Origin of the sequence: Rhizobium sp. YAF28 (assembly GCF_052113285.1) — a bacterium.
Classification (GTDB): Bacteria; Pseudomonadota; Alphaproteobacteria; order Rhizobiales; family Rhizobiaceae; genus Rhizobium.
The window spans coordinates 286249-305490 of record NZ_JBFRCX010000006.1; the positions used below are offsets into that span (position 1 = coordinate 286249).

36 protein-coding genes, 1 tRNA gene and 1 pseudogene are annotated in these 19242 nt (G+C 59.2%); 26 read left to right on the forward strand and 12 right to left on the reverse strand.

The window, feature by feature from the left end:
* The first annotated feature begins 111 nt into the window (after positions 1-111).
* The gene (locus AB4Z13_RS16055; RefSeq protein WP_113324066.1) at positions 112-357 is read left to right on the forward strand and encodes a DUF982 domain-containing protein; all 246 of its coding nucleotides are present in this window, start codon (positions 112-114) and stop codon (positions 355-357) included.
* Positions 358-380: 23 nt separating this feature from the next.
* On the opposite strand, the gene AB4Z13_RS16060 is transcribed toward AB4Z13_RS16055, so the two are convergent.
* The 9 genes from AB4Z13_RS16060 to AB4Z13_RS16100 all read right to left on the reverse strand — a co-directional run bounded on the left by AB4Z13_RS16060 (position 381) and on the right by AB4Z13_RS16100 (position 4633).
* Complete coding sequence (locus tag AB4Z13_RS16060; RefSeq protein ID WP_442206304.1) at positions 381-638, reverse strand: hypothetical protein; 258 nt, start codon at positions 636-638, stop codon at positions 381-383.
* A complete protein-coding gene (locus tag AB4Z13_RS16065; RefSeq protein WP_442206305.1) occupies positions 635-1201 on the reverse strand; it encodes an MT-A70 family methyltransferase in 567 nt (188 codons plus the stop codon). Before AB4Z13_RS16065 ends, AB4Z13_RS16060 begins: the two co-directional genes overlap by 4 nt.
* Entirely contained in the window at positions 1198-1398 is a 201-nt protein-coding gene (locus AB4Z13_RS16070) for a hypothetical protein (RefSeq protein WP_442206306.1), read from the reverse strand. Before AB4Z13_RS16070 ends, AB4Z13_RS16065 begins: the two co-directional genes overlap by 4 nt.
* On the reverse strand, positions 1395-1799 hold the full coding sequence (locus AB4Z13_RS16075; RefSeq protein WP_442206307.1) for a hypothetical protein: 405 nt from the start codon (positions 1797-1799) through the stop codon (positions 1395-1397). Before AB4Z13_RS16075 ends, AB4Z13_RS16070 begins: the two co-directional genes overlap by 4 nt.
* Positions 1800-2180: 381 nt before the next feature.
* A complete protein-coding gene (locus AB4Z13_RS16080) occupies positions 2181-2573 on the reverse strand; it encodes a hypothetical protein (RefSeq protein ID WP_442206308.1) in 393 nt (130 codons plus the stop codon).
* Between the two features lie 356 nt (positions 2574-2929).
* Positions 2930-3076 (reverse strand): hypothetical protein, encoded by a 147-nt coding sequence (locus tag AB4Z13_RS16085; RefSeq protein ID WP_442206309.1) that lies wholly within the window; start codon positions 3074-3076, stop codon positions 2930-2932.
* A complete protein-coding gene (locus AB4Z13_RS16090; protein ID WP_442206310.1) occupies positions 3073-3249 on the reverse strand; it encodes a hypothetical protein in 177 nt (58 codons plus the stop codon). Before AB4Z13_RS16090 ends, AB4Z13_RS16085 begins: the two co-directional genes overlap by 4 nt.
* Entirely contained in the window at positions 3246-3578 is a 333-nt protein-coding gene (locus tag AB4Z13_RS16095; protein WP_442206311.1) for a hypothetical protein, read from the reverse strand. Before AB4Z13_RS16095 ends, AB4Z13_RS16090 begins: the two co-directional genes overlap by 4 nt.
* Positions 3575-4633, reverse strand: a complete 1059-nt coding sequence (locus tag AB4Z13_RS16100; protein WP_442206312.1) for a DUF2312 domain-containing protein — start codon at positions 4631-4633, stop codon at positions 3575-3577. Before AB4Z13_RS16100 ends, AB4Z13_RS16095 begins: the two co-directional genes overlap by 4 nt.
* Positions 4634-4962: 329 nt before the next feature.
* On the opposite strand from AB4Z13_RS16100, the gene AB4Z13_RS16105 reads away from it, so the two are divergent.
* Positions 4963-5673, forward strand: a complete 711-nt coding sequence (locus AB4Z13_RS16105; RefSeq protein WP_442206313.1) for a helix-turn-helix domain-containing protein — start codon at positions 4963-4965, stop codon at positions 5671-5673.
* Here the strand turns inward: AB4Z13_RS16105 and AB4Z13_RS16110 are convergent.
* Positions 5670-5972, reverse strand: a complete 303-nt coding sequence (locus AB4Z13_RS16110; protein WP_442206314.1) for a hypothetical protein — start codon at positions 5970-5972, stop codon at positions 5670-5672. The genes AB4Z13_RS16105 and AB4Z13_RS16110 overlap by 4 nt on opposite strands.
* A 385-nt stretch (positions 5973-6357) precedes the next feature.
* On the opposite strand from AB4Z13_RS16110, the gene AB4Z13_RS16115 reads away from it, so the two are divergent.
* The 18 genes and pseudogenes from AB4Z13_RS16115 (at position 6358) to AB4Z13_RS16200 (ending at position 14944) form a co-directional block, all read left to right on the forward strand.
* Positions 6358-6693: a hypothetical protein gene (locus AB4Z13_RS16115; RefSeq protein WP_442206315.1), complete on the forward strand. Its 336-nt coding sequence runs from the start codon at positions 6358-6360 to the stop codon at positions 6691-6693.
* Positions 6694-6704: 11 nt separating this feature from the next.
* On the forward strand, positions 6705-6911 hold the full coding sequence (locus AB4Z13_RS16120) for a hypothetical protein (protein ID WP_442206316.1): 207 nt from the start codon (positions 6705-6707) through the stop codon (positions 6909-6911).
* Positions 6911-7171, forward strand: coding sequence for a hypothetical protein (locus AB4Z13_RS16125; RefSeq protein ID WP_442206317.1), 261 nt, complete (start codon positions 6911-6913; stop codon positions 7169-7171). The genes AB4Z13_RS16120 and AB4Z13_RS16125 overlap by 1 nt, the downstream gene beginning before the upstream one ends.
* Positions 7171-7389: a hypothetical protein gene (locus AB4Z13_RS16130; protein WP_442206318.1), complete on the forward strand. Its 219-nt coding sequence runs from the start codon at positions 7171-7173 to the stop codon at positions 7387-7389. Before AB4Z13_RS16125 ends, AB4Z13_RS16130 begins: the two co-directional genes overlap by 1 nt.
* On the forward strand, positions 7377-8372 hold the full coding sequence (locus tag AB4Z13_RS16135; RefSeq protein WP_442206319.1) for a hypothetical protein: 996 nt from the start codon (positions 7377-7379) through the stop codon (positions 8370-8372). The genes AB4Z13_RS16130 and AB4Z13_RS16135 overlap by 13 nt, the downstream gene beginning before the upstream one ends.
* Positions 8372-8611 carry a hypothetical protein gene (locus AB4Z13_RS16140; RefSeq protein ID WP_442206320.1) on the forward strand — a complete coding sequence of 80 codons (240 nt, stop codon included), beginning with the start codon at positions 8372-8374 and terminating at the stop codon, positions 8609-8611. Before AB4Z13_RS16135 ends, AB4Z13_RS16140 begins: the two co-directional genes overlap by 1 nt.
* Positions 8608-9618, forward strand: coding sequence for a hypothetical protein (locus AB4Z13_RS16145; RefSeq protein ID WP_442206321.1), 1011 nt, complete (start codon positions 8608-8610; stop codon positions 9616-9618). The genes AB4Z13_RS16140 and AB4Z13_RS16145 overlap by 4 nt, the downstream gene beginning before the upstream one ends.
* Entirely contained in the window at positions 9564-10019 is a 456-nt protein-coding gene (locus AB4Z13_RS16150; RefSeq protein ID WP_442206322.1) for a hypothetical protein, read from the forward strand. Before AB4Z13_RS16145 ends, AB4Z13_RS16150 begins: the two co-directional genes overlap by 55 nt.
* The gene (locus AB4Z13_RS16155) at positions 10016-10375 is read left to right on the forward strand and encodes a hypothetical protein (protein WP_442206323.1); all 360 of its coding nucleotides are present in this window, start codon (positions 10016-10018) and stop codon (positions 10373-10375) included. Before AB4Z13_RS16150 ends, AB4Z13_RS16155 begins: the two co-directional genes overlap by 4 nt.
* A complete protein-coding gene (locus AB4Z13_RS16160; protein ID WP_442206324.1) occupies positions 10372-10644 on the forward strand; it encodes a hypothetical protein in 273 nt (90 codons plus the stop codon). Before AB4Z13_RS16155 ends, AB4Z13_RS16160 begins: the two co-directional genes overlap by 4 nt.
* Complete coding sequence (locus AB4Z13_RS16165; RefSeq protein ID WP_442206325.1) at positions 10641-10832, forward strand: hypothetical protein; 192 nt, start codon at positions 10641-10643, stop codon at positions 10830-10832. The genes AB4Z13_RS16160 and AB4Z13_RS16165 overlap by 4 nt, the downstream gene beginning before the upstream one ends.
* Complete coding sequence (locus tag AB4Z13_RS16170) at positions 10832-11194, forward strand: hypothetical protein (RefSeq protein WP_442206326.1); 363 nt, start codon at positions 10832-10834, stop codon at positions 11192-11194. Before AB4Z13_RS16165 ends, AB4Z13_RS16170 begins: the two co-directional genes overlap by 1 nt.
* Positions 11191-11373 (forward strand): hypothetical protein, encoded by a 183-nt coding sequence (locus AB4Z13_RS16175; RefSeq protein WP_442206327.1) that lies wholly within the window; start codon positions 11191-11193, stop codon positions 11371-11373. Before AB4Z13_RS16170 ends, AB4Z13_RS16175 begins: the two co-directional genes overlap by 4 nt.
* On the forward strand, positions 11370-11756 hold the full coding sequence (locus AB4Z13_RS16180; protein ID WP_442206328.1) for an HNH endonuclease: 387 nt from the start codon (positions 11370-11372) through the stop codon (positions 11754-11756). Before AB4Z13_RS16175 ends, AB4Z13_RS16180 begins: the two co-directional genes overlap by 4 nt.
* 302 nt (positions 11757-12058) lie before the next feature.
* Positions 12059-12226, forward strand: a pseudogene (locus AB4Z13_RS16185) (hypothetical protein); the annotation flags it as partial.
* Between the two features lie 274 nt (positions 12227-12500).
* Complete coding sequence (locus AB4Z13_RS16190) at positions 12501-12740, forward strand: hypothetical protein (RefSeq protein WP_442206329.1); 240 nt, start codon at positions 12501-12503, stop codon at positions 12738-12740.
* A complete protein-coding gene (locus AB4Z13_RS16195; RefSeq protein WP_442206330.1) occupies positions 12740-14005 on the forward strand; it encodes a hypothetical protein in 1266 nt (421 codons plus the stop codon). Before AB4Z13_RS16190 ends, AB4Z13_RS16195 begins: the two co-directional genes overlap by 1 nt.
* 549 nt (positions 14006-14554) lie before the next feature.
* Positions 14555-14944 (forward strand): KTSC domain-containing protein, encoded by a 390-nt coding sequence (locus AB4Z13_RS16200; RefSeq protein WP_439014821.1) that lies wholly within the window; start codon positions 14555-14557, stop codon positions 14942-14944.
* Between the two features lie 100 nt (positions 14945-15044).
* On the opposite strand, the gene AB4Z13_RS16205 is transcribed toward AB4Z13_RS16200, so the two are convergent.
* The gene (locus AB4Z13_RS16205; RefSeq protein ID WP_037106437.1) at positions 15045-15338 is read right to left on the reverse strand and encodes a membrane protein; all 294 of its coding nucleotides are present in this window, start codon (positions 15336-15338) and stop codon (positions 15045-15047) included.
* Positions 15339-15456: 118 nt separating this feature from the next.
* Here AB4Z13_RS16205 and AB4Z13_RS16210 point away from each other — a divergent pair.
* Positions 15457-15531, forward strand: a tRNA-Asn gene (locus AB4Z13_RS16210).
* Positions 15532-15886: 355 nt separating this feature from the next.
* Here the strand turns inward: AB4Z13_RS16210 and AB4Z13_RS16215 are convergent.
* Positions 15887-16159 carry a hypothetical protein gene (locus tag AB4Z13_RS16215; protein WP_442206331.1) on the reverse strand — a complete coding sequence of 91 codons (273 nt, stop codon included), beginning with the start codon at positions 16157-16159 and terminating at the stop codon, positions 15887-15889.
* A 131-nt stretch (positions 16160-16290) separates the two neighbouring features.
* Here AB4Z13_RS16215 and AB4Z13_RS16220 point away from each other — a divergent pair, with 131 nt between their 5' ends.
* The 5 genes from AB4Z13_RS16220 to AB4Z13_RS16240 all read left to right on the forward strand — a co-directional run bounded on the left by AB4Z13_RS16220 (position 16291) and on the right by AB4Z13_RS16240 (position 19146).
* Positions 16291-16617: a helix-turn-helix transcriptional regulator gene (locus AB4Z13_RS16220; protein WP_442206360.1), complete on the forward strand. Its 327-nt coding sequence runs from the start codon at positions 16291-16293 to the stop codon at positions 16615-16617.
* A 260-nt stretch (positions 16618-16877) separates the two neighbouring features.
* The gene (locus tag AB4Z13_RS16225) at positions 16878-17168 is read left to right on the forward strand and encodes a CopG family transcriptional regulator (protein ID WP_442206332.1); all 291 of its coding nucleotides are present in this window, start codon (positions 16878-16880) and stop codon (positions 17166-17168) included.
* 150 nt (positions 17169-17318) lie between these two features.
* A complete protein-coding gene (locus AB4Z13_RS16230) occupies positions 17319-17795 on the forward strand; it encodes a hypothetical protein (protein WP_442206333.1) in 477 nt (158 codons plus the stop codon).
* Entirely contained in the window at positions 17792-18088 is a 297-nt protein-coding gene (locus AB4Z13_RS16235) for a hypothetical protein (RefSeq protein WP_442206334.1), read from the forward strand. Before AB4Z13_RS16230 ends, AB4Z13_RS16235 begins: the two co-directional genes overlap by 4 nt.
* A complete protein-coding gene (locus tag AB4Z13_RS16240; protein ID WP_442206335.1) occupies positions 18085-19146 on the forward strand; it encodes a tyrosine-type recombinase/integrase in 1062 nt (353 codons plus the stop codon). Before AB4Z13_RS16235 ends, AB4Z13_RS16240 begins: the two co-directional genes overlap by 4 nt.
* The last annotated feature ends 96 nt before the right edge of the window (positions 19147-19242 follow it).

A 19242-nucleotide genomic window follows, 5' to 3' on the forward strand; every position in this document is an offset into this window, starting at 1 on the left:
TCGGACACCCCGGCCTTTAGTCGCATACGCACCAGGGACCTCAGTCCGATTGCCGGAACGAGTGGATTGGCTGCGAATTTCTTCCGCGGTGAATACCTCTGAGGTGAAAAGATGAGCGACGATCTGTGGGACAAGCCAATCGAATTGATGATCGAAAACTCCGATCATTTCCGGAGCGTTGGCAGCACGCGGGATGCTATGGCGTGTCTGATGACCTCTTGGCCCACAAAAGGAGGGAAGTCCTTTTCGGCTGCTCGGCGAGCCTGTCTGGCCTCGATCGATGGGAAGGTCGCCAGAGAAAAAGCAAAGCTCGCCTTCATTCGCGCGGCTGAGGAAGCCGGCATCCTTAGGCGTTGATCGGGCTTCAGCATCCATTGACATCATGCGGCCACCTCGCGGAGATCAAGGCCGGCCTTCGTCAAGCCGTAGCCTGCGCCGCATGGAACCCCTTCATCTGTCCAAGAAACCCGATGAAATTCGACAAGACCTTTGCGAGCGAGGCCGCGCACCGCACGGCGCACCTTCTTCGGATCAAGCCCGGCGCGTGACGCGACCGTTTTAAATCCGAGGATGCTGAAATCCTCCTGGCAATCTTTCCATGCCTTGAAGGCTTGCGCCTCATATCCCGCGAGCTTCATGCGGCCACCTCGTCGAACTTACTCGCCTCGTTGCCGAAAGAGTGCCAGCCGGCGCGGCTTTCCCGAGCGAAGACGTCAGCGCGGCGCGCATGCGGCATGACGCGATCGCAAAGCGAGTAGAACTCGTCAGGCTTGCGGCTGTGCTCGCGAGCAATACCGTCGAAGATGGTCTGGGGGATTGCTGCCTGCTTCGGATTGCCGAGCGTGGCGACGACGATCACCTCGCCGGTCGTTCGGACACGGTAGCCCGTGCCCATTCGGATCTTGCCGGCGGGTGTCGTTTTGCGCCAAACGAGAAGGGATTTGTACTCGAAGCCCCACGCCTTGACGCACTGGATAGCCAATGGAAGCTGTGGAGCTGTCGCCCAGCAATAAAGAAGGCAATCCATGCTAGCGAGCTTTCCGACCGGAAGCGCCAGGATAGTCGCATCGTTCATCAGCTCATATTTCGCCAGCGCTGATTTCTTCGCCCCCTCCTTGCTGTAGAGGTCGAATCCCCACGGCGGATCAATGACGATATGCTCGTAGTGAAGAGGAAGGAGCGGGTCGAAAAACCAGGTCATGCCGCCTGCCCTTTCCGCTCGATCGCCTTCAGGTACGCCGCCTTGATCTCTTCAAATCTGGCGATGTCGTATTCCTTGGTTTCGATCTCGTGCTGAGGACGAGGACGCTTTGAGCCCTTGCCGTGATCGTCTAGCCAGGTCATGGCGGAGGCGATGCGGCGATCTAGCCAGGCGATCATTTCGGAGGGATCGGTCATGCAGCCTCCAACTGAAACTGCTCGAAGGCATATCCGCCCCACTGATCGGCCATCGCCGACGCCATGCCGGGAAAGAAGCGACTGCGCTCCTTGCCTCGATCGGCACTGGGCGACATGCGCCAGACCCGGTTCCAAGTCTTCCAGTTGTCGCTATCCTTCTCGGGCTCGCGTAGGCGACTGGTTTCCTGAAGCGATGGAAGATTTTTGAGATACCAGCCCGTTCCCTTGTATTCCGGGTGGCCGAACCAAAACGGCTGGACGATCCGGGGACGCGGAAGGTCCTTCGGCATCCGGGCTTTGGCGAGATCGTGCATTTCCGGATTTTCGATGGCCACGCGATCGATCGGCGCCCGCCAACACGAGACGAAGAGGTCAACGCCGTCTTCGAACTCGGCCTTCATGCTTTCCCAAGTGCGACCGTTTGGCAGCTTTTTCGGAGGGGTCATGTTCCCGGGACCGGACAGCCAGCGGCGGCCAGAGCGGCAAAGCCGCGTGCACGGTGGGTGAGCTACGATGAGGAGATCCCAGCCGTCGGCGAGGAAGTCGCGTACGTCACCTCGAATATGTCGGTTGCTGCCGTTCTCTGCCGGGAGAAGGTCACAAGACCATGCATCATGACCACGATCGAGAAAAGCGTTCCGGACCGTTCCGGTGAACTCGCATCCCACGAGAACGCGAAGCGATCGGGTGGCGCTGGTCCGTGGGAGAATGAGGGGAAGCGAGTGCTGCATCATTTTTCGTCCGTCAATTCGGGGCACACCCACTCGGCCAGGCCGGCTGCCTTATCTCGAAGCCACATCGCCAGAGCGTGCCGCCGATCGAAGCTGAGCCATCTGACGAAGACGCTCGGTCTTGGCTTTGTATTCGGCATGGCTGTCCCTCGCGTTCCTTAGTGCCTCTGCCGTCTCGTAAAGCTCGACCATCTGGAAGTGCCTCACGGTACGGCTCTCGTTGTTCCACCACCCCCGCAGGCGGCGTTCTGTCCATTGATTTTCCGGGTCTTCGCGGTGGGGAAATCGCGCCCGCAATTCCCGGCAGGCAGTGCGGAACATGTCGCCGATGTGGCGCCTCGCCCCGATCTCCGCGATCAAGAAATTCGCTGTTGCTACGTCATCCATCTGCCTACTCACGCCCTGTTTTAGTTTCCCCGAATTTCCGGGTGACTTTTCCGACATGTGGTTCTCGCCCTGTGCAAAGTTGCTCTTGTCGAAGGAGCACACGAATGCGCAGGACCGATATTGATGACGACGGGGCTGATATCCTGGCAGGGACATCCGTCCCGTCGTCTGGTCCGCCGCTCGGGCCAACCGTCATTCCATTCCGCAGAGCCGACACATCCGCCGCGTCAGTCGGCTCTGCTGCAGCTGGCGATCCGCCGTCGTCACCTGCGTCTTTCGAAAGTCTTGGTTCCGCCACTCAAGCCGTCGTCATGCGACTGGCGAATAAGCGGATCCGCATAAGGGTGACTGGTCCCGGCGCCTTGGGAGGTGAAGACCGGGACCAGTCGTGACGATCCGAGGGGGTGAGACCGTCAGTTCGTGTTTGCTGGATGTCGGCGACGGAACGGGACAACGATACGGTTCCCATCTTCGTCGCAGTGGGGCGCCGTGCCGGCTAAGTGCCTGTAGATGGCGTAGATGCCGAAGAGGTAGATCGCGCCGAAAACCACGATGCTCATGCTGCGCTCCTGAAGTTGGCTTCTGCTTCCTTGAGATTTCGCCCCGATGCAGACTTCCCGGTCTCGGCATCGACGATGATGACCGTGCCGTCCTCGGTGAAGGTGATGGAGCGATACCGACGTGCCTGAATGTCTTTCAGAGCCGACACGATCTTTTGAGCGGAGGGCGTCATGTGCGCGCCTCCGGAAACTCATGCTTGGTGATCATGAATGGCTGAAGGCCGTTGGCGACGAGAACACGATCGATCTCGCGGATGGCCTGGACGCGGGTGAGGCGCTTCGGCCTGCCCTTCTCGTCAATCTTCCTGACGATGTAGAAGGATTTGTCCGTCTTCAGCTCGTAGCCGAAGCTCCTGAACAGATCCCGCAGATAGAGCCATTCACTGCTATGGCCGCGCTTGAAGGTGCGGACCTCGCCGCCCTTTGCCGTGAAGTCGATGATCATCGACGTCAGTTCGGAGCGGGATGGGCCGGGTTGCTGTTTGTGGTTGGTGAAGTTCATGCCGCCACCTCAGCCTGCTTGGACGCACGGATGCAGGAGGCACAATGCGTGCTTCCATAGCCGCCGCAGTGTTCTCCAGGGTTCCGGCAGAGTGGACGAAGAGGTTTGTGGGCAGGAGCAGGTTTGACGAGAGCCCCTGCCCTCTGTGCGGCTTCACTCTGCGCGTTTACATGACCGCCTCCTGCGTTGGCGTCGGCGTTCCCGTCGAGGCTATGGCCTTCTCTGCGATCCTCATTTGGATCGATCTCGGAATTGGTGTTGGTGGCTCGCTCCGATTCAGCGTTGCTATGAAGCGACTTGACGTCGCGCCGGCCTGGAACGGGGTTCGATCCCGTTTCCATTTTTACGCCGCTATCATCGGAGCTTGGTATGCCCGGGTCGCCACCGGAACCCGCCGGATCCGCGGGCCGGCTTCCATTCGAGACGGGGATGCCTTCTGCATAAGCGCCAGCATCCCCTACCGGTGCAGCGGCCGCAGCCGACTGCTCTTTGCCTCCGGTTCGGCAATCGTCAGCAAAGCCGACCATCGAGGCGCGCTGACGCTCGCTGTCCTCAGAGGTCCTACTAGCCGGATCATCAGAAACTGCGGCGCTCTCGTCCGCAGCCCCCTCCTCGACGTTCGCTCGGGATTCTTCCGCCTCTTCCTGCTCGATAAGGATATCGACAGCAGCGATCAGCGCGGCGCGACCGGCTTCGGTCTGCATGCCGTCGACGACCTGCTTGGCGAGGCGTGGGTTGATGTCTTCGAGGATTTCGCCGGTTTCCGGATCGTGGGCCTCGGGTGCATGCGTGTGCGTAGCAACTGGCGTGCCAGATGCGCGCTGATATGCATGCAGGTACGTGTCGAAGATGCTTTCGGCTTCCGCAACCGCGCCTGCACCTTGCTTCAATTCCCTTCTCAGATGGGCGACGAGCTTGCCCATGATGGTCTTGTCGTAGCCTTCGGCCTTGGCCTCGGCATAGATTTCCCGGATATCGTCGCCGATCGTGTCCTGCTCTTCCTTCAAGCGAAGGACGCGGTCGATATAGGCTTTGAGTTGCTTGTCGGCGCTCATGCTGCGGTCTCCGAAGCTTCGACGCCTCGAACGGCGCAGTTTGCCGCATGCAGTTCTTCAGCGCTCGTGTCCGTTAGGGACATGAGGAGCGTCCAATGGCGATCAGGGATACCGGTGATCGACCACTTGTATATGGCGTCGATCTTAAGAGGCCACTTGCTCTTCTCACTCAGGCTCGCCGCGCTGATACGGCGGGCCCCGCCGCAGTCTTTGACAATCTCGGGGATGGTTCGGAACGTGCTCATTCCTCATCTGTACAGGATTTTAAATCCAACTTCAATGGATGATAAATCCAAAACGGATAAAAAATCCCAAAGTATGATCGCGGCATGAAATGGTGGGAAAGACTTCAGCAGGAAATGGACGCGCTCGGCTGGAACAAGGCCGAGCTGTCGAAGCGTTCCGGCGTCTCTTACGATAGCATCAACAAATATCTCAGAGGCGAGACAGATAACCCGCGGGGGAATGTGATCGACAAGCTGGCTGACGCGATCGGCAGGTCGCGTGTCTGGCTTCGAGATGGCGTCGTTCTCGAACCCCAGTCTGAAGTGTCCCCATCATTGGCGAAGTGGGTGCAGGCTCGGAAAGTCGGCATCGTATCCGCTAGTCTGTTCCGGGAAGTCGATGAGTTCGACCAATCGGAGCCGGAAGAGATCACAGTCCCGCGTGACGAGAAATTTCCTGACGCACGCCAGCTGACATTCGACGTCGAAGGCGACAGCATGAATGACCTGCGCCCTCGCCCGATTATGCCAGGCGATACTGTGGTCGCGACAGCTTATGAGGATATCGCGGGCCGCGTCGTGCTTCGCGATGGAATGGTCGTCGTCGTGCAGCGGACCCGCGACGGCGGCCATATGCGCGAATGGTCAGTAAAGCAGATCGAGATCTATGAGGACCGGACTGAGTTCCATCCTCGGTCCAACAATCCAAAGCACAAGCCGATTGTCGTTCAGCGCCAATTCGACGCTGACGACGGTGTGACTGTCGAGATCATAGGGCTCGTCCGTATGGTCCTCAATACGATGCCAGGATTCTAGGCGGCGAAACTCCGCCTACCCTTAAGATCGAACTCATTGCATGCGTTCGCTATATCCTGCAGGAGCCAGCGTGCCGGCTGGTCGCACATGTAGCTCTTGCCGTCATCACCCACGAAATTCATGATCGGCAGGACGCAGAATGTTTCGTCATCTCCGACGGGGGCGAACGGACCGACTTTGAAGTCGTAGCCTGGGAACCGGTGAGACAGATAATTCTCCAGTCGGTCCTTCGCAGCCGCTACGGCCGCCCGCCACGCAAACGGCGGCACGATGATAAAACTCAACACTTCTCTACTCATTCAATCCTCCCACCACTAATTGCAAAAAGCTTGCCGATCGAGCTTTCACAGTGTGCGCAGAAGAACTGGACGTGATCCAAATATCCTTCCTGCGCGAGGTCGCACATGTCGTTCGGAACATAGGTGTCCGAAGGCACCTCCAGAACCTGTGAACCCTCCCGAAGGCAGTTCTCGCACCGGATATGCAGCCGCATCGGCGACTGCGATCTAACTGCTGCTAACCCCATAAACGTTCTCCTTTCGTTCCCATGAAGCCAGAACGATCGGAGTGAGTCGAGTCGATTCGTTAATATGGAAAATAAATCCAATTCCCGCTTGACTGGATTTTAAGTTGGATTTATTCTCCAACCATCAACGAAACGCCACGGCGACGAGGATGGACGAGATGAGCAACGCAGATCTGACGGCGACCGCCCTCCGCGAAAACATCAAGTGCCTGAATGAAGTGATCGGCAAAGTCCGGTCGCTGCATCAGTCCGGCAAGGGCGCTCCGAAGTCTGCCGCCCGGTACGTCGAATACCTCCGCGCAGCTCACGATCTCCGCGAGAAGGCCGAAGGGTTGGACCTGACAGGCTCGCTCGTCGAGGCTATGGCCCCGATCCCCTTCCGTGACCAGCTTGTCGGCCACACCGCAGAGCAGCGCCGCCGCATCGAGTGGAAAGGCGTGTTCGCCTTCCTCGGCCCGGTTGCCCGTGCCTTCATCACCAAGATTGCAGCCTGAGGAGTGAGGGCATGACTTATCCAGAAGCAATCCGTGCCTTGAACAATCTGGCCTATGACGCGGCCAAAGCCTGCCCGACCGAAGAGGAGAAGCGTCAGCTTCGGCAGATTTGCTTTCAGCTCGACGCGCTCGTCGAGGCTCTGCCGAGCCGCACCGCTGATTTCCGCGGCGAGGTTCCGGCGCTTCAGTCCGCTCTCGTTCAGGGGGCTCGGATCTGATGGCCGACGTCAACATCATCCCTCGCATCTCCTGCGACAACTGTGGCCTGACGGTCGACAAGCAGGCGGAGTTTCCGAGCGCAAATAAGAAGTTCCAGAAGCCTCGCGATTGGGGCTCGCTGAAGATCGAAGGCTCTCGCTCCACCGATAGCTACGGCGGCAAGGACCGGCTGGACTTCACCGACCTTTGCCCGAAGTGCGCAACAGCGGCGCTTGAGGCTGCAGCTACCGTTCTCAAGACGACGCGGGGCGAAGAGTGATGACCGACATCCAAGCCCGCCTCGCTGAAATCAACGCCCGCGCCGAGCCTGTCCTCGAAGGATACACCCGCCTTCACGCTGCGGTCAGCAAGGCAATCACCCTCATCCTCACCTTGGCCGCCGTCGGCGTCCTCACCTTCGTCTCTTTCGCGCCGACCGAGCAGCAGCTCAAGGCGGACGCGCTTTCCAACCAGGAGCAACTGACATGGCAGAAGTGAACGTTTGGCTTTGGTGGCAGAACGCCCTCGCCGGCAATATCGGCCCGATCCACGACGGCGATCCTCAGCAGGGTTATTACCGCACCCGCTTCAAGGACAAGCCGTGGGAGCCGGTCGCCATCTGGTTTGAGGATGGCAAGTGGCACGCGATGCGCGGCGATCATCAGGTCGATGCTTCTGACATCTGGACATGGTGCTGCCGCAACCCGATCAGCTACGAGGCCTATAACAAGGCTATCGAAGGCGCTGGCTGGGATGACGAGCCGGAAACTCCTGCCATCGGCCACAACCTGCCGACCGACCCCTTCGAAGCCCTGCAGGTCGAGTTTGCCGCCGAGCGCGAACAGGCCGAAGCCTTTATGAAGAAGCCGATCACGACGCAGGCGGAAGCCGACCGGGCCGCGATCTGGTCGAAGCGCCTATCGACGATCGCGAAGAAGGCGACCGACCTGCATAAAGTCGAAAAGCAGCCTCACCTCGACGCCGGCCGATCGGTCGACGACAAATGGCGCGCCCTCAAGGATGAGCCGGACGCGATCAGCAAGAAGCTCAAGCGCCATATGGACGCCTTCCTGCAGGAGGAAGCGCGCAAAGAGCGCGAGCGCCAGGCAGCCGCCCGTGCCGAAGCCGATCGCATCCAGCACGAAGCCGACGCAGCCCGTGTCGCAGCCGAGCAGGCAGCCGCGAAGAACGACAACAACGCCGCTTCCGATGCGGCGGCCGAGGCTGAGCGCCTAGCCCAACAGGCGGCAGCAGCGGAGCGGGATGCTCAGGCCCGCAACGCCTCGGCAGGCCGGACCGGTGCAAAGGTATCGCTCCGCACCTTCGTCTTTGCCGAAATTACTGACTTCGACGCACTCCTCATGGCGTTGAAGGACCGGGCAGAGATCAAGGAAGTCGTCGAGACCCTTGCCAACCGTGCGGCGCGTTCCGGCGTCGAACTGGCCGGCATGGCGATCCGCAGCGAGCAGAGGGCGGCCTAATGACCGAAGCAACATCACTCCTCGTCGCCGCTATCAAGTTCAAGTGGCAGAAGGACGAGAAAACCTACGACTACTTCATTCCGACCGGACTGACCGTCAACGTCGGCGACAAGGTCGTCGTCGAGACCGCGCGTGGCGAAACCACGGTCGAGGTCGTGGCGATCAAGGCCGCATCCGAGATGGCGCAGAAGAAGATTGTTCGCGTCGTCGAGCGGGAAGCCGAAGGAGAAAAGGCATGAACAGTCATGTCCCAACTCTCACCGGCGGCGGCAATGTCCTCGCCATCGTGCCTCAGACCTTCGAGGAGACTATGCGCATCGGTCGAGCCGTGGTCGCCTCTGGCCTCGCTCCGGCAGCGCTCATCGGCAAACTAGAAGGCGAACCAGCCGCAGCGGCCGTAGCCGTCGCTATCATGTCCGGCGCCGAGCTTGGCCTCAAGCCTATGGTCAGCCTTCGCAGCTTCACCGTCATCAACGGTCGGCCTGCTCTTTACGGCGATGGCCTGATCAACGTCGTGCGCATGTCCGGCAAGGTCGCCTATCTCCGGACCGGCTGCGAAGAGCGAGGCGGCAAGATGGTCGGTTTCTGCGAGGCCAAGCGCCTCGATACCGGCGAAGACAAGCGCGTCGAGTTCTCCCAGGCTGACGCCAAGCGCGCTGGCCTCTGGCAGACCAAGGCTGTCGTCACGAAGTGGAACAAGTGGGACAAGAAGAACGAGGAGAAGCCGAACGATAGCCCATGGTACCGCTTCCCGCAGCGCATGCTGGCATGGCGCGCGGCTGGCTATTGCCTTCGCGAACTCTTCGGCGACGTTCTTGGCGGTATCCGAGACGAGTTCGAAGTGGGCGAGATCGCCGAAGCCGAAGCTATGCGCGACATCACGCCACCGGCTGAATCGGTCGAGAGCAAGCCAACTCCTCCCAAGCCTCCGAAGCCGCCTGCTCCGCCGTCCGCCAAGACGATCGAGGCCGATCCGGTGACTGAACAGCCAGCCAGCGAGAGCGAGTTTGTTCTCGGTGATTTCCTCGACGAGATCGAAACGGCTTTGGGCGGCGCGAAGGACGAGGCCGACGTCGAGGAGATCTGGAACGACTTCGACGCGCCTGCCGTGCTTGAGACGGAAGGCCACGCCGACATGATCGACGCAGCCTTCGCGATCAAGACGCGCCGGCTCGCTCAGCTTTCGCTAGCGTGGGCACCAACAACCGTATCGTCGATACCGACCAAGCCCGCGACATGCTGGTGAAGTACATCATGGGCAAGACGATGCCCTTCACCTGCTCCATAACCGATGGCAAGCACCGGACCAGCGACCAGAACCGGCTCCAGCGCCAGTGGGTGTTGGAGATCTCGGCGCAGCTCGCCGACCAGTCGCCCGAAGAGGTTCGCGGCTACTGCAAGCTCCATTTCGGCGTGCCGATCCTCCGGAACGAGAACGACGTGTTCAAGGCGGAATATGACGCCGTGATCATGCCGCTGCCCTACGAGCACAAGCTGAAGCTGATGATGGTGCCGTTTGATTTCGGGGTCACCCGCATCATGACGACGCGCCAGAAGACGACCTATCTCGACGCCGTGCACCGGCACTTCTCCGAGCAGGGTCTCATCCTCACCAATCCAGAAGATTTGAAGCGGAGAGCGGCATGATCCGCCCCTTCCTCATCTGCGATCTACGCCCCGAGTGGAGCTGGCGCCCATACGTGACGTTCTGGCGCCCGAACAACGCCAATTATGCCTATCCGCTCGTTTGGTCCGGTGACTACACCGAAGCCGAGGTCATGAAGGGCGGCAGTTATTACACGACGGTCGAGAGCGGGATCTTGATCCGCTTCCCGGTCCTGCGCTCGCTCGTCGAGCCGATGGCGGTCGCGCCGGAGCGCGGCCACATCGATGGCGATACCGGCCCTGTCGTTCTTCAGAATCCCGCAACCTGCGCGAAGTTGAGAGAGCTTGCCTATAACCCGGCGATCTTGGCCTTCGCCAATGCGGAGTTGGCATCATGATCGACTGGCAGAAGACTGCTTCTCATGTCGTCGGCGAGGTTCACCGGAACCTGCCGGCAGATGCCGACCTCGCCACCCGCAAGAAAGCCTTGCGTGCCGCTCGCCCTTGGGAGTTCGCCTCGACAAGCTGGGGCAAGAAGGTCTGGGCGAAGCACTCCCGAAAGTACCTCGAAAAGTTCGGCCTGCCGCCTCTGAAGGCGAAGGCCGTTGAAGGCCACATGTCGCCGCTTGAGCGGCTGATGGCGAAGGGAAAGGCAGGTGAAGCGTGAGCAACGCCCTCTATGGAAAGTGCCCGGCCTGCTCGCAGGTGTTCCTCGTCGCCAAGCTTCCAATGCCATTGGGCAAGGCCGCGAAGCTCATGAAGCGGGCCGCCTGCTCATCGTGCGGGGAGACGAAAGGCATCAAGCTTCCGAACGCTGATGAGGTTCGCGCCTTCGAGACGGGAGGTGCAGCATAATGGTTGCTTTCAATTTTGCCGAAGAATTCTCCGGCCCGGTTGAGCGGCGCGTAAAACGCCAGACCATCCGCCAGACCCGCCGCGCGAATGTCGGCGATCGCATCCAGCTTTACACCGGCCAGCGCACGCCGCATTGCCGGAAGCTGACGGAAGACGACCCGATCTGCACTCGCGTCACCTACGTCGCCATCCGGACCAGTGGCATCACCTTGGGGAACGTCGAAGGTCTTCACCGAGACCGGGATGAGTTCGCCCGCCTAGATGGGTTCGTCGACTACGCCGCGATGCTCCGCTGGTTTCAGCAGCGCTACGGCGCCGGCGAGTTCGTCGGATATCTGCATCAATGGGAGTGGCAACCATGAGAACCGCAGCCGAATACCTCCGGTCCAAGCCCCACGCCCGCGCCAGCACCCTCGCCAATCGGGAGAAGGTCGCCGAGAAGCTGGACCAATTAAAGCGCGAGACCGCCTCCGGCAACCGACCGACACGCAAGTCGATCATCGAGCGCTTTATGCCGTGGTTCAGCGGGAGGCGCACATGAGCCGTTCCGTCCCTGAGTGGATAGCCAAGCACGACGATCAGAAAGTGCCCGATCGTGTCCGCCAGCGCGTGTTCGATGCTCATGACGGCATCTGCCACCTCACAGGCCGCAAGATCGCTACGGGCGAAGCCTGGGAGCTTGAGCACATTCACTCGCTCATCCTCGGTGGGCAACACCGCGAAAGCAATCTGGCGCCAGCCTTGAAGGAACCTCACAAGGCAAAGACCGCCATGGAAATGGGCGTCAAGGCGAAGATCGCCCGAGTGCGCAAGAAGCACCTCGGCATCAAGGCCGGCCCGTCTCGTCTTTCCAACAACCGTTTCAAAAAGCTGATGTCCGGCGAGGTCGTCGACCGGCGCACTGGGGAGATCATAAGCCGATGAAAAACCCGAACCCGGTCAATCTCCAAACGAGCGCAGAGATCCGCAAGGCCGGCTGGCAGGCGGAATGCCGCGATGCCGACGGCCACCTTTGCCGAACTCACGTTCCGTTCGAAACAGACGAGGAAATCGTCTGGCTGGTCCGCGAAGCGCTCGATCACGGCGAGACGGTCACTATCTGGCCGCTGTCCGCAACCCCAACGGCTGGCCTTTCGCGTTCGCCAAACGTTCAAGTTGCGCCGCAACCCCCTAATGTAGATCAACTAGATGGAGAACAAACAGGGCCGGCCGCACTCGCAGAACATGTGCTGAATGGCAAGTTTGCGTTCGGCGCGAGAGTGCGCAAGACAAAGGGCACTTCGTGGCACGGTCGCGTCGTCGGCTTTTACAGCACGGAGCTGACGCCAATCGGCTACGCAGTGGAGAGTGAACGCGAGCCCGGATCTGTCCAGATCTATCCGGAAGCCGCCCTTGCCAACGCAACCGACCTGGGCGGGAGACGAGCGCCGTTTCCACGCGACCTCTCGTCTCCCTGCGCTGTGGGTAACGAAACCCCGTTCTCAGCGCCCGGTAATGATGAGCGGCCACCCGCAGAATACTATCCGCAAAATGTCGGGGATAATGAAATTTCTTCCACCCGTTCAGCCGCCGAACGCTGCCGTTCCGATGGTCGCAGCACCCCCGCTCCCTCGAAGGGGATGGTGGGGAGCGCGCCTGTGGAAAACCCCTGTGGAAACCGGGGAGACAATGACTAAGCACGCTGAAATCCCCACTGGCTGCTGGCCTGCTGTCCTCAGGGACGAGCACGCGGCCGCCTATGCCGGCGAGAAGACGGTTGACGCCTTCTTGAGCCGCGTGGGAAAAATATGGCCGAAGCCGTTCATTGACACCGGCACAGGCAAAGGGAAGTTCAGGGCGTGGCGGAAGATCGATCTGGACAGGGCGATCGACCCAGGAAGCGTAAGCGGCGTGCCGGAGGCATACTAATGGTGCCTGTGGAAATGCCGCGGTACACGTCGTTCAAGACGCTCGCCAGTGGCTCGACCGGCTATTACTGGACCTGCCCTAGCCTCTACCGGAAAGCCGGCTGCCCCTACCTGAGCGCAGCTTTGGGCGAGAACCTTCCGCAAAATGAATTGATCGCCGCAGCGAACGTGTGGAACGACCGCCTTGATGCCTGGAAAGCAGAACGAAACCCGATGGCGCCGGCCGAGCCGCTGTCAACGTACGGCACTGTCGAATGGCTCCAGAACGCCTACCTGAAGCACGATTCGTTCCTTCAGCGCGTGGCCGAGTTCAGTCGCCCAGACTATAAGCGCGTCCTCGATCGCGTGTGCGATACGAAGATCAAGCGGGAATCAACCGGCGAAGAGCTGCGCGTCGGTGACATCAAGATCATAAATATCGCCGTCAGCACGGCAGAGAAGGTCTACCAAGCGTTTTCGGGCGACGGAGGCAATCGGACAGGGGAAAAAGTCGTCACCTACTGTAAGGCGATGTGGAAGCGAATCCAGCCACATCATCCGGAGCTATTTAGAGCCGACACGCCGAATCCCTGGGAAGGCGTCACCCTCAAGAGGCGGAAGAAGCAGACCAAGGGTCATGTCGACCGGGCGACTGTCTATGCTTTCGCCAACGGCGCGATCGCAAACGGTCGCGGGGAATTGGCCGCGGCTGCCGTGCTGGCCTTCGAGTGGCTCATGCGCCCCTCCTCGATCGGCGCGGGCTATGCGCCGTGGACCGGCTACCGCGCTTCCGATCACCCCGACAAGATTCGCCTGAAGCACCGGAAGACAGACGAGCTCGCCCTGCACCCGCTCGAATATCTCGACGAGGAGACGGGAGAACTCGTCAAGCTTTATGAAGACGCAGAGAAGATCCTCGCCCACACGCCGCGCTACGGCACCTCTATTGTCTGCAAAAAGAACGGGGTGCTGTTCGGTGACGGGACCTACCTCGCCCACGAGGTTCGGGAGATGGCCGACAAGCTTCGCGACGATGGCGAATCAATCCCGGTCGGCTTCAGCCTGGATAAGTGCAGGCATGGCGGGATGACGGAATTGGAAGAGAGCGGGCTGACCGAAGGACAGGGTCGAGTGCTGTCGAAGCACAAGACGGCGGCCGCATATCGTGGATATGCGAAGGAGACGGAAAAGCGCGTCCTGGAGGCCACGAAGAAGCGTTTCGGCCATTCTGAACAGCCGAAAATTGCGAACAAAAACAATGATGGTAAAGAAGAGAAAAAGGCGTGATTTCGACGCTCTTATTCAGAACGGCCATTGATTCTATTGCATTTATCAGGGATTTGCAGTCCTCTGCGTCACCACTCCGCCACGAGGCCTCACAGGCTGTCATGTTAGCCGTGGCGAGCGTTTAGAATGATCGTAAGGAAATCGCAAGAGGGCTTTCCAAAAACATTTCCTGCAATTTCAAACTCCGGCCACATCCAGCGCATATAGAACAAGGGCCGATCCAGTCTCGAAGGGCGCCGCGACAGCCGCACGCATAGCTGATGATAAAAGACCCATTCTGCTGGAAATTCGCGCTCGGTTGAACAACAATTAGGCTAACAGCTGCTCAGACAGGCCTCCAGGCTATCCGAATTGCACAATAGGCATATCTCAATGAGTTTAGCCTATCACTTATATTCATCCAGGAGGTGCGATCTGCGATCGCAACAACGCCCTCACTTCCATTATATTAGATAAATCGAAATATCACCTCAAACATTAGTAACGAATTCTTAACTTGACTTTCAGAATCGTCATTCCATGCTGCCTGTGGGAGAGACAGGAGCAGAGATGAATTGGGTGCCGTTGAATTCCAAACAGATCCGCGCCGTATCCTACGATCCAGAAACCCAGGTTCTTCATGCCAAATTCGCCGGCCGCCGCCCAGTCCGGCATGTCGGAGTGCCGTCGCATATCTATGACAATCTCGTCGAAACCAGCGATCCGGAATTTTACTATAAATATTACCTCGAGCCTTCGCGTATTCAGACCGGCTGGTGGCGGAAAGCCAACCTCAGCCCCAATGCGGTGAAGCTGCTGATCATTCTCGTCGGCACACTCGTGATTACGGCGACGGCGCTTGAGGAAAATGGCGAACTGCCAATCCACCTGTCGGAGATCACAGAGTCGGGCACGACCTCTCCCGCCTCTGGCGAAAGGCCCGCCGTCTTTCCGCAGTGATGGTGCCCACCACCGCGCAACCGCAGTGCGCCGATCTACCGGCAGGCAGTTCAATCAGCGCCCGTCGTCGGCATGGTCGGTTATGGCTTCCTTGGCGACTTCACGCAGGGCGCTTTCGGCGATGCCACCAGACCGCGACGCGTCGCCGCCATCTGCGTGCTATCGGCAGGTCGTGGGATAAGACGAGGAAGCCCAGCGGCAGCATCCAGAACCCGAGGACAGGCAAAAAGCCCAGAATGCCGCCGAAAATGAGCAGCGCTCCGGTCGTCATGCGTGCGATGCGCGAGCGCGGCATCGGCACCCGCAGCGAGCCGAGAACCAGCTTGCCATCCTTGTGATCGATCCCGAAACGTTTTTCTCCGGCCTTTTTCGGCCCATTTTTCCTGCTAGTCATCCACAAAAGATGGGCTCAAGCGCCGCGAATACAAGCTGATTTCATTTTTTTGAAAAAACTGCTTGGCAAATCGGGAAAGCATTTGTATTACCCCGCTCACGCCGCGGCCAAGCGGTGATCCCTGGTAGCTCAGCGGTAGAGCATTCGACTGTTAATCGACAGGTCGCCGGTTCGAATCCGGCCCGGGGAGCCATATTTGAAGATAAGCGCCTGTTTTCGTTGAATATTCCGAAGCAGGCGCTTTCTTCCCCACTTCCCCTCCCCACTTTTGAAACACGTTTTCTTAGGTTCGACTCCTGTGGATAACCGCACCTCACAAACAGTTTGCCCTCCGGCTGGTGAGACCGAAGGGCGCGCTTGTGGTGGCCTTGGTAATTTGGTCTGGCCGTCGGCACTGCGGAAGATGCCAACGGCCAGCGTCAGCCGACCGCCATCGGCTGATAGGAGCCGGCGACTGCCGTTGTGAAGCAACAGCCGCCGGCCAGCCGGCAAGAGTGTTCAAGCTCTTGCCGCTTACCCGTGCCTGCTCAGAGGCGACGGGATGGAAACTATAGGCAGCGCGATGGGTCGTCGCTGATTTCCTGCGCGAATACGCGCAATGGCTTGCAGCGGGCGCCGACGATCTGGATAGCGTACTCGTCTTCGCAGCCCACGACCTGCATGCGGCCAGATATGATGGCCTCTTCGCCAGTGCAGACCAAAAACACGGTTTGCCCAATTTCAAAATCGAACTCGTATGCGGGGTTGAAGAAGCGTCTTCTTCTTCCGATGAGCGAACGCGGCAGGCTGTTTCTGTCGATTTTGTTCATGGCGGCTAGCATGGGCTGGATCCTCGTTATCTGTGGGGTCAACGAAAATAACCCTAGCGGTTATCATTGAAACCGTCAAGCAAAAAAATAACCCTGGAGTCTATTTTCATTGCCTTTACGGCTGCTACAATGTATCTAAGGGCGTGATTACAAACGCACAAATTCGGGCCGCCCGGGCCCTTCTTGGCTGGAAGCAAACCGAGCTTGCCACTGCCGCGAGGCTGTCGGAGATGAGCGTTAAGAACATTGAGCGTGGCGACACGGATCCCCGCGTCAGCACACTTCACGCTATAAAGTCTGCGCTCGAAACTGCCGGCATCCGTTTCATCGATGGAAACTACTCCGGTTCTGGTGGGCCCGGCGTTCGGCTTGCCGCTCCGACTGGAGCATCGATCGACGTCAATGAATCGCAGACCGTGCAATACGAAGAACACTTGACGAACGATGCGCCTCCTGGCGCCGGTGGTTGAAGTCTGGGAGTCGTACATTGAACAGCATTCCGGACCTCTTAGCTTCCGCTAGAACTGTTCACGACCGTTATAAAGCCGGCCAAATGGAGCGCGAGACCGTGCGGGAATGGATCGGCAGACTTGGCACTTACGATGGCCCGACTGGCGAGCGAGTTAGGGCAGCCGTAGAGTGGTTTCGCATCAACAACGGCGAGCCGATCTCAGAGGAAATCAGGCATGGGGACGTCCAGCGAATCGCCGCGATATTTCGAGGTTGATGCATGTCCAACACCGACACAGCCACGCTCCTTGAAGACGCCGCCAATCGGATCGCGGATATATCGAGGCCAGATCTTCAGATCATGCTGCGCCGGGCAGCGCTTAGGCTGCGAAACGCCGCAGCCGTATCCATGGACGACGATATCGAAGAAGCGTTGCGCGATCTTGCCGGCGAGTTCGGTCTAACGCGCAATGACACCATCCGTTTCATCGTCCGCGAATGGTTGGAGAAGAACACGTATTTGCCGGTTCACGATCTTGATGAAGATGGCGACGTCGATGGCAACGCATAGCTGTCTTGACCGGACTAATTTGCTTCAATAGCTTCTAACTGCGGCCCACCAATCCGCAAAGGCTCTCCCGCCTACCCACCACATAAAGAGGATCAATAAGCTTTCGGCATCCGTGCCGGTGGCGATATCTTCTCATTTGTGGATGTGCCAATGGCTCCAACCATTCCGCTCGATACCATTTACACCGCGGCCGAGGCGGCTGAACGCTTGCGACTTACCAATCGTGGCGTCATCAAATTGGCCAAGGAGTACGGACTGTGCTCGCGACGAGGACGCGACTACCTCTTCTCAGAGGCCGACCTTTTGGGGCTATGGGAGGTTCTCCGCGAACCCGCGAAATCGCAAAAGCCCGCGCCTGCAAAGGCGTACATCTCTGATTTCAGGCTTTACGAATCTCTCCAGAAGCTGACCGCAAAGAAAAAAGGCCCGGGCCGCAAAAGATGGGAGGCGACCAATGAGAAAAATCGAGTTCTGCGAGAGGCGACGAAGGCAGAGCTGAAAAAGTGGGAAGGCTTGGAACCGCTCGATCATTCAAATCGTGATCCGGAGTACTGGACGGCGGAGCGCAGGGAACGTCGGCGAATTGAGAGCTTAGCGAAGAAGAAAGGTTGGATGGTGCGAACGTGACCGACCTCCTGGACAACCTTCGCACTCCGCAACAGATCGCCGAGCGCATCACGGAGTCGACCGGCGTCCGCATCACGGCCCGAACCGTGTGGGAGAAAGCTAAACGCCTCGGCGTCGCCAAGAAGATTGGCCGATCAATGTTGGTCTCCGTGGAGGACATTCCGCGGCTACTGAAGGAAGAAACCAATGCCGATAAGCGAGAAGTGATCGTGAAGAGCGCAGTCGTGACAAGCGATCAGGCGTTAGCGATGCTTCGAAAGGCCCGGCGTGCGCACGCTAGAGCCAGCAAATGACGACAACCCCTCGCCTCAAAGGCCTCACCAAGGTCCGCAAGACGTTAGCCGACGGTCAAACCGTCTATTATTGCTATCCATGGCGCAGCAAGGGTGCTCATCTTCTGAAGCACAAGGACGGATCGCCGATACAGCCCGACGACCCGGCTTTGCCTGCAGCCTTCATCGCCGCACACGAACAGCGACGAACCCCAACGCCAACGACAATGGCAGGCTTAATCACGGCTTTCCGCGGCTCTTCAGACTTCAAATCGAAGGCGGCCCGTAGCCGGCGGGAATACGACCGCTATCTCGACGATGTACGCGCCATGTTTGGCGATCTCACGTTTCCTGAACTGGAGTCGAAGGTCACTCGAGGAAAGCTTAAATCCTGGCGGGATGGCTATGCAGAGCATCCTCGTGCCGCTGACTATGCGTGGACCACTCTTGCGCGCGTTCTGTCGTTTGGCAAAGACCGCGGACTGCTGTCGACCAACATCGCTGAGCGCGGCGGTAGGCTTTATAGCGCCGATCGCCGTGAAAACATTTGGAGCGAAGGCGACGTTGAGAAGTTCAATACCGTCGCATCGCCGGCGCTTCGTCTGGCCATCACGATGGCGTTGGCCACCGGCCAACGAAAAGGAGATCTGCTAGCGGTCAAGTGGAGCGCCTACGATGGTGAAGTCATCCGCTTTAAGCAGAGCAAGACGGCGGCGAGGCTCGTCATCCCGGCGACCGTTGCACTACGGACTGCACTAGACAAGGCGCCACGGCCCGCTGAAACGATCCTCGTGAATTCGAAAGGCACATCATGGAGGTCAGCCGGCTTCGACACCAGTTGGCGCCGGGCTTGCGCAGCGGCCGGCATCGAAGGATTGACTTTCCACGATCTGCGCGGAACCGTCGTCACGCGTCTGGCCATTGCGGGCTGTACGGCGGCCGAAATCGGCGCGATCACCGGACATTCAATGCGGGATGTAGCGCAGATCCTGGATGCTCATTATCTCGGCGCCAAGGAGCAACTGGCAAGACGCGCTATTGAGAAGCTGGAGGCAATCGCAGTAGTGGATGAGGACTAACTCCAGCGAGTCGACCTGTGTCCACCCAACGTTGGAGCTCGGGTTAATTGTGATCTCTTTGGTGGAACGCCTATAATCTGACTGTTCAGCTTTAGG

Excerpts from the sequence above, each read along its gene's own strand:
- AB4Z13_RS16225 (WP_442206332.1), top strand. The coding sequence starts at position 16,878 with ATGTCCAACACCGACACAGCCACGCTCCTTGAAGACGCCGCCAATCGG.
- AB4Z13_RS16190 (WP_442206329.1), top strand. The coding sequence starts at position 12,501 with ATGACTAAGCACGCTGAAATCCCCACTGGCTGCTGGCCTGCTGTCCTC.
- AB4Z13_RS16060 (WP_442206304.1), bottom strand. The coding sequence starts at position 638 with ATGAAGCTCGCGGGATATGAGGCGCAAGCCTTCAAGGCATGGAAAGAT.
- AB4Z13_RS16075 (WP_442206307.1), bottom strand. The coding sequence starts at position 1,799 with ATGAAGGCCGAGTTCGAAGACGGCGTTGACCTCTTCGTCTCGTGTTGG.
- AB4Z13_RS16205 (WP_037106437.1), bottom strand. The coding sequence starts at position 15,338 with ATGACTAGCAGGAAAAATGGGCCGAAAAAGGCCGGAGAAAAACGTTTC.
- AB4Z13_RS16175 (WP_442206327.1), top strand. The coding sequence starts at position 11,191 with ATGAGAACCGCAGCCGAATACCTCCGGTCCAAGCCCCACGCCCGCGCC.
- AB4Z13_RS16180 (WP_442206328.1), top strand. The coding sequence starts at position 11,370 with ATGAGCCGTTCCGTCCCTGAGTGGATAGCCAAGCACGACGATCAGAAA.
- AB4Z13_RS16125 (WP_442206317.1), top strand. The coding sequence starts at position 6,911 with ATGGCCGACGTCAACATCATCCCTCGCATCTCCTGCGACAACTGTGGC.
- AB4Z13_RS16240 (WP_442206335.1), top strand. The coding sequence starts at position 18,085 with ATGACGACAACCCCTCGCCTCAAAGGCCTCACCAAGGTCCGCAAGACG.
- AB4Z13_RS16160 (WP_442206324.1), top strand. The coding sequence starts at position 10,372 with ATGATCGACTGGCAGAAGACTGCTTCTCATGTCGTCGGCGAGGTTCAC.
- AB4Z13_RS16140 (WP_442206320.1), top strand. The coding sequence starts at position 8,372 with ATGACCGAAGCAACATCACTCCTCGTCGCCGCTATCAAGTTCAAGTGG.
- AB4Z13_RS16090 (WP_442206310.1), bottom strand. The coding sequence starts at position 3,249 with ATGACGCCCTCCGCTCAAAAGATCGTGTCGGCTCTGAAAGACATTCAG.
- AB4Z13_RS16070 (WP_442206306.1), bottom strand. The coding sequence starts at position 1,398 with ATGACCGATCCCTCCGAAATGATCGCCTGGCTAGATCGCCGCATCGCC.
- AB4Z13_RS16055 (WP_113324066.1), top strand. The coding sequence starts at position 112 with ATGAGCGACGATCTGTGGGACAAGCCAATCGAATTGATGATCGAAAAC.
- AB4Z13_RS16130 (WP_442206318.1), top strand. The coding sequence starts at position 7,171 with ATGACCGACATCCAAGCCCGCCTCGCTGAAATCAACGCCCGCGCCGAG.
- AB4Z13_RS16115 (WP_442206315.1), top strand. The coding sequence starts at position 6,358 with ATGAGCAACGCAGATCTGACGGCGACCGCCCTCCGCGAAAACATCAAG.
- AB4Z13_RS16080 (WP_442206308.1), bottom strand. The coding sequence starts at position 2,573 with ATGTCGGAAAAGTCACCCGGAAATTCGGGGAAACTAAAACAGGGCGTG.
- AB4Z13_RS16230 (WP_442206333.1), top strand. The coding sequence starts at position 17,319 with ATGGCTCCAACCATTCCGCTCGATACCATTTACACCGCGGCCGAGGCG.
- AB4Z13_RS16085 (WP_442206309.1), bottom strand. The coding sequence starts at position 3,076 with ATGAGCATCGTGGTTTTCGGCGCGATCTACCTCTTCGGCATCTACGCC.
- AB4Z13_RS16095 (WP_442206311.1), bottom strand. The coding sequence starts at position 3,578 with ATGAACTTCACCAACCACAAACAGCAACCCGGCCCATCCCGCTCCGAA.
- AB4Z13_RS16145 (WP_442206321.1), top strand. The coding sequence starts at position 8,608 with ATGAACAGTCATGTCCCAACTCTCACCGGCGGCGGCAATGTCCTCGCC.
- AB4Z13_RS16170 (WP_442206326.1), top strand. The coding sequence starts at position 10,832 with ATGGTTGCTTTCAATTTTGCCGAAGAATTCTCCGGCCCGGTTGAGCGG.
- AB4Z13_RS16105 (WP_442206313.1), top strand. The coding sequence starts at position 4,963 with ATGAAATGGTGGGAAAGACTTCAGCAGGAAATGGACGCGCTCGGCTGG.
- AB4Z13_RS16200 (WP_439014821.1), top strand. The coding sequence starts at position 14,555 with ATGAATTGGGTGCCGTTGAATTCCAAACAGATCCGCGCCGTATCCTAC.
- AB4Z13_RS16195 (WP_442206330.1), top strand. The coding sequence starts at position 12,740 with ATGGTGCCTGTGGAAATGCCGCGGTACACGTCGTTCAAGACGCTCGCC.
- AB4Z13_RS16155 (WP_442206323.1), top strand. The coding sequence starts at position 10,016 with ATGATCCGCCCCTTCCTCATCTGCGATCTACGCCCCGAGTGGAGCTGG.
- AB4Z13_RS16120 (WP_442206316.1), top strand. The coding sequence starts at position 6,705 with ATGACTTATCCAGAAGCAATCCGTGCCTTGAACAATCTGGCCTATGAC.
- AB4Z13_RS16110 (WP_442206314.1), bottom strand. The coding sequence starts at position 5,972 with ATGAGTAGAGAAGTGTTGAGTTTTATCATCGTGCCGCCGTTTGCGTGG.
- AB4Z13_RS16135 (WP_442206319.1), top strand. The coding sequence starts at position 7,377 with ATGGCAGAAGTGAACGTTTGGCTTTGGTGGCAGAACGCCCTCGCCGGC.
- AB4Z13_RS16065 (WP_442206305.1), bottom strand. The coding sequence starts at position 1,201 with ATGACCTGGTTTTTCGACCCGCTCCTTCCTCTTCACTACGAGCATATC.
- AB4Z13_RS16215 (WP_442206331.1), bottom strand. The coding sequence starts at position 16,159 with ATGCTAGCCGCCATGAACAAAATCGACAGAAACAGCCTGCCGCGTTCG.
- AB4Z13_RS16100 (WP_442206312.1), bottom strand. The coding sequence starts at position 4,633 with ATGAGCGCCGACAAGCAACTCAAAGCCTATATCGACCGCGTCCTTCGC.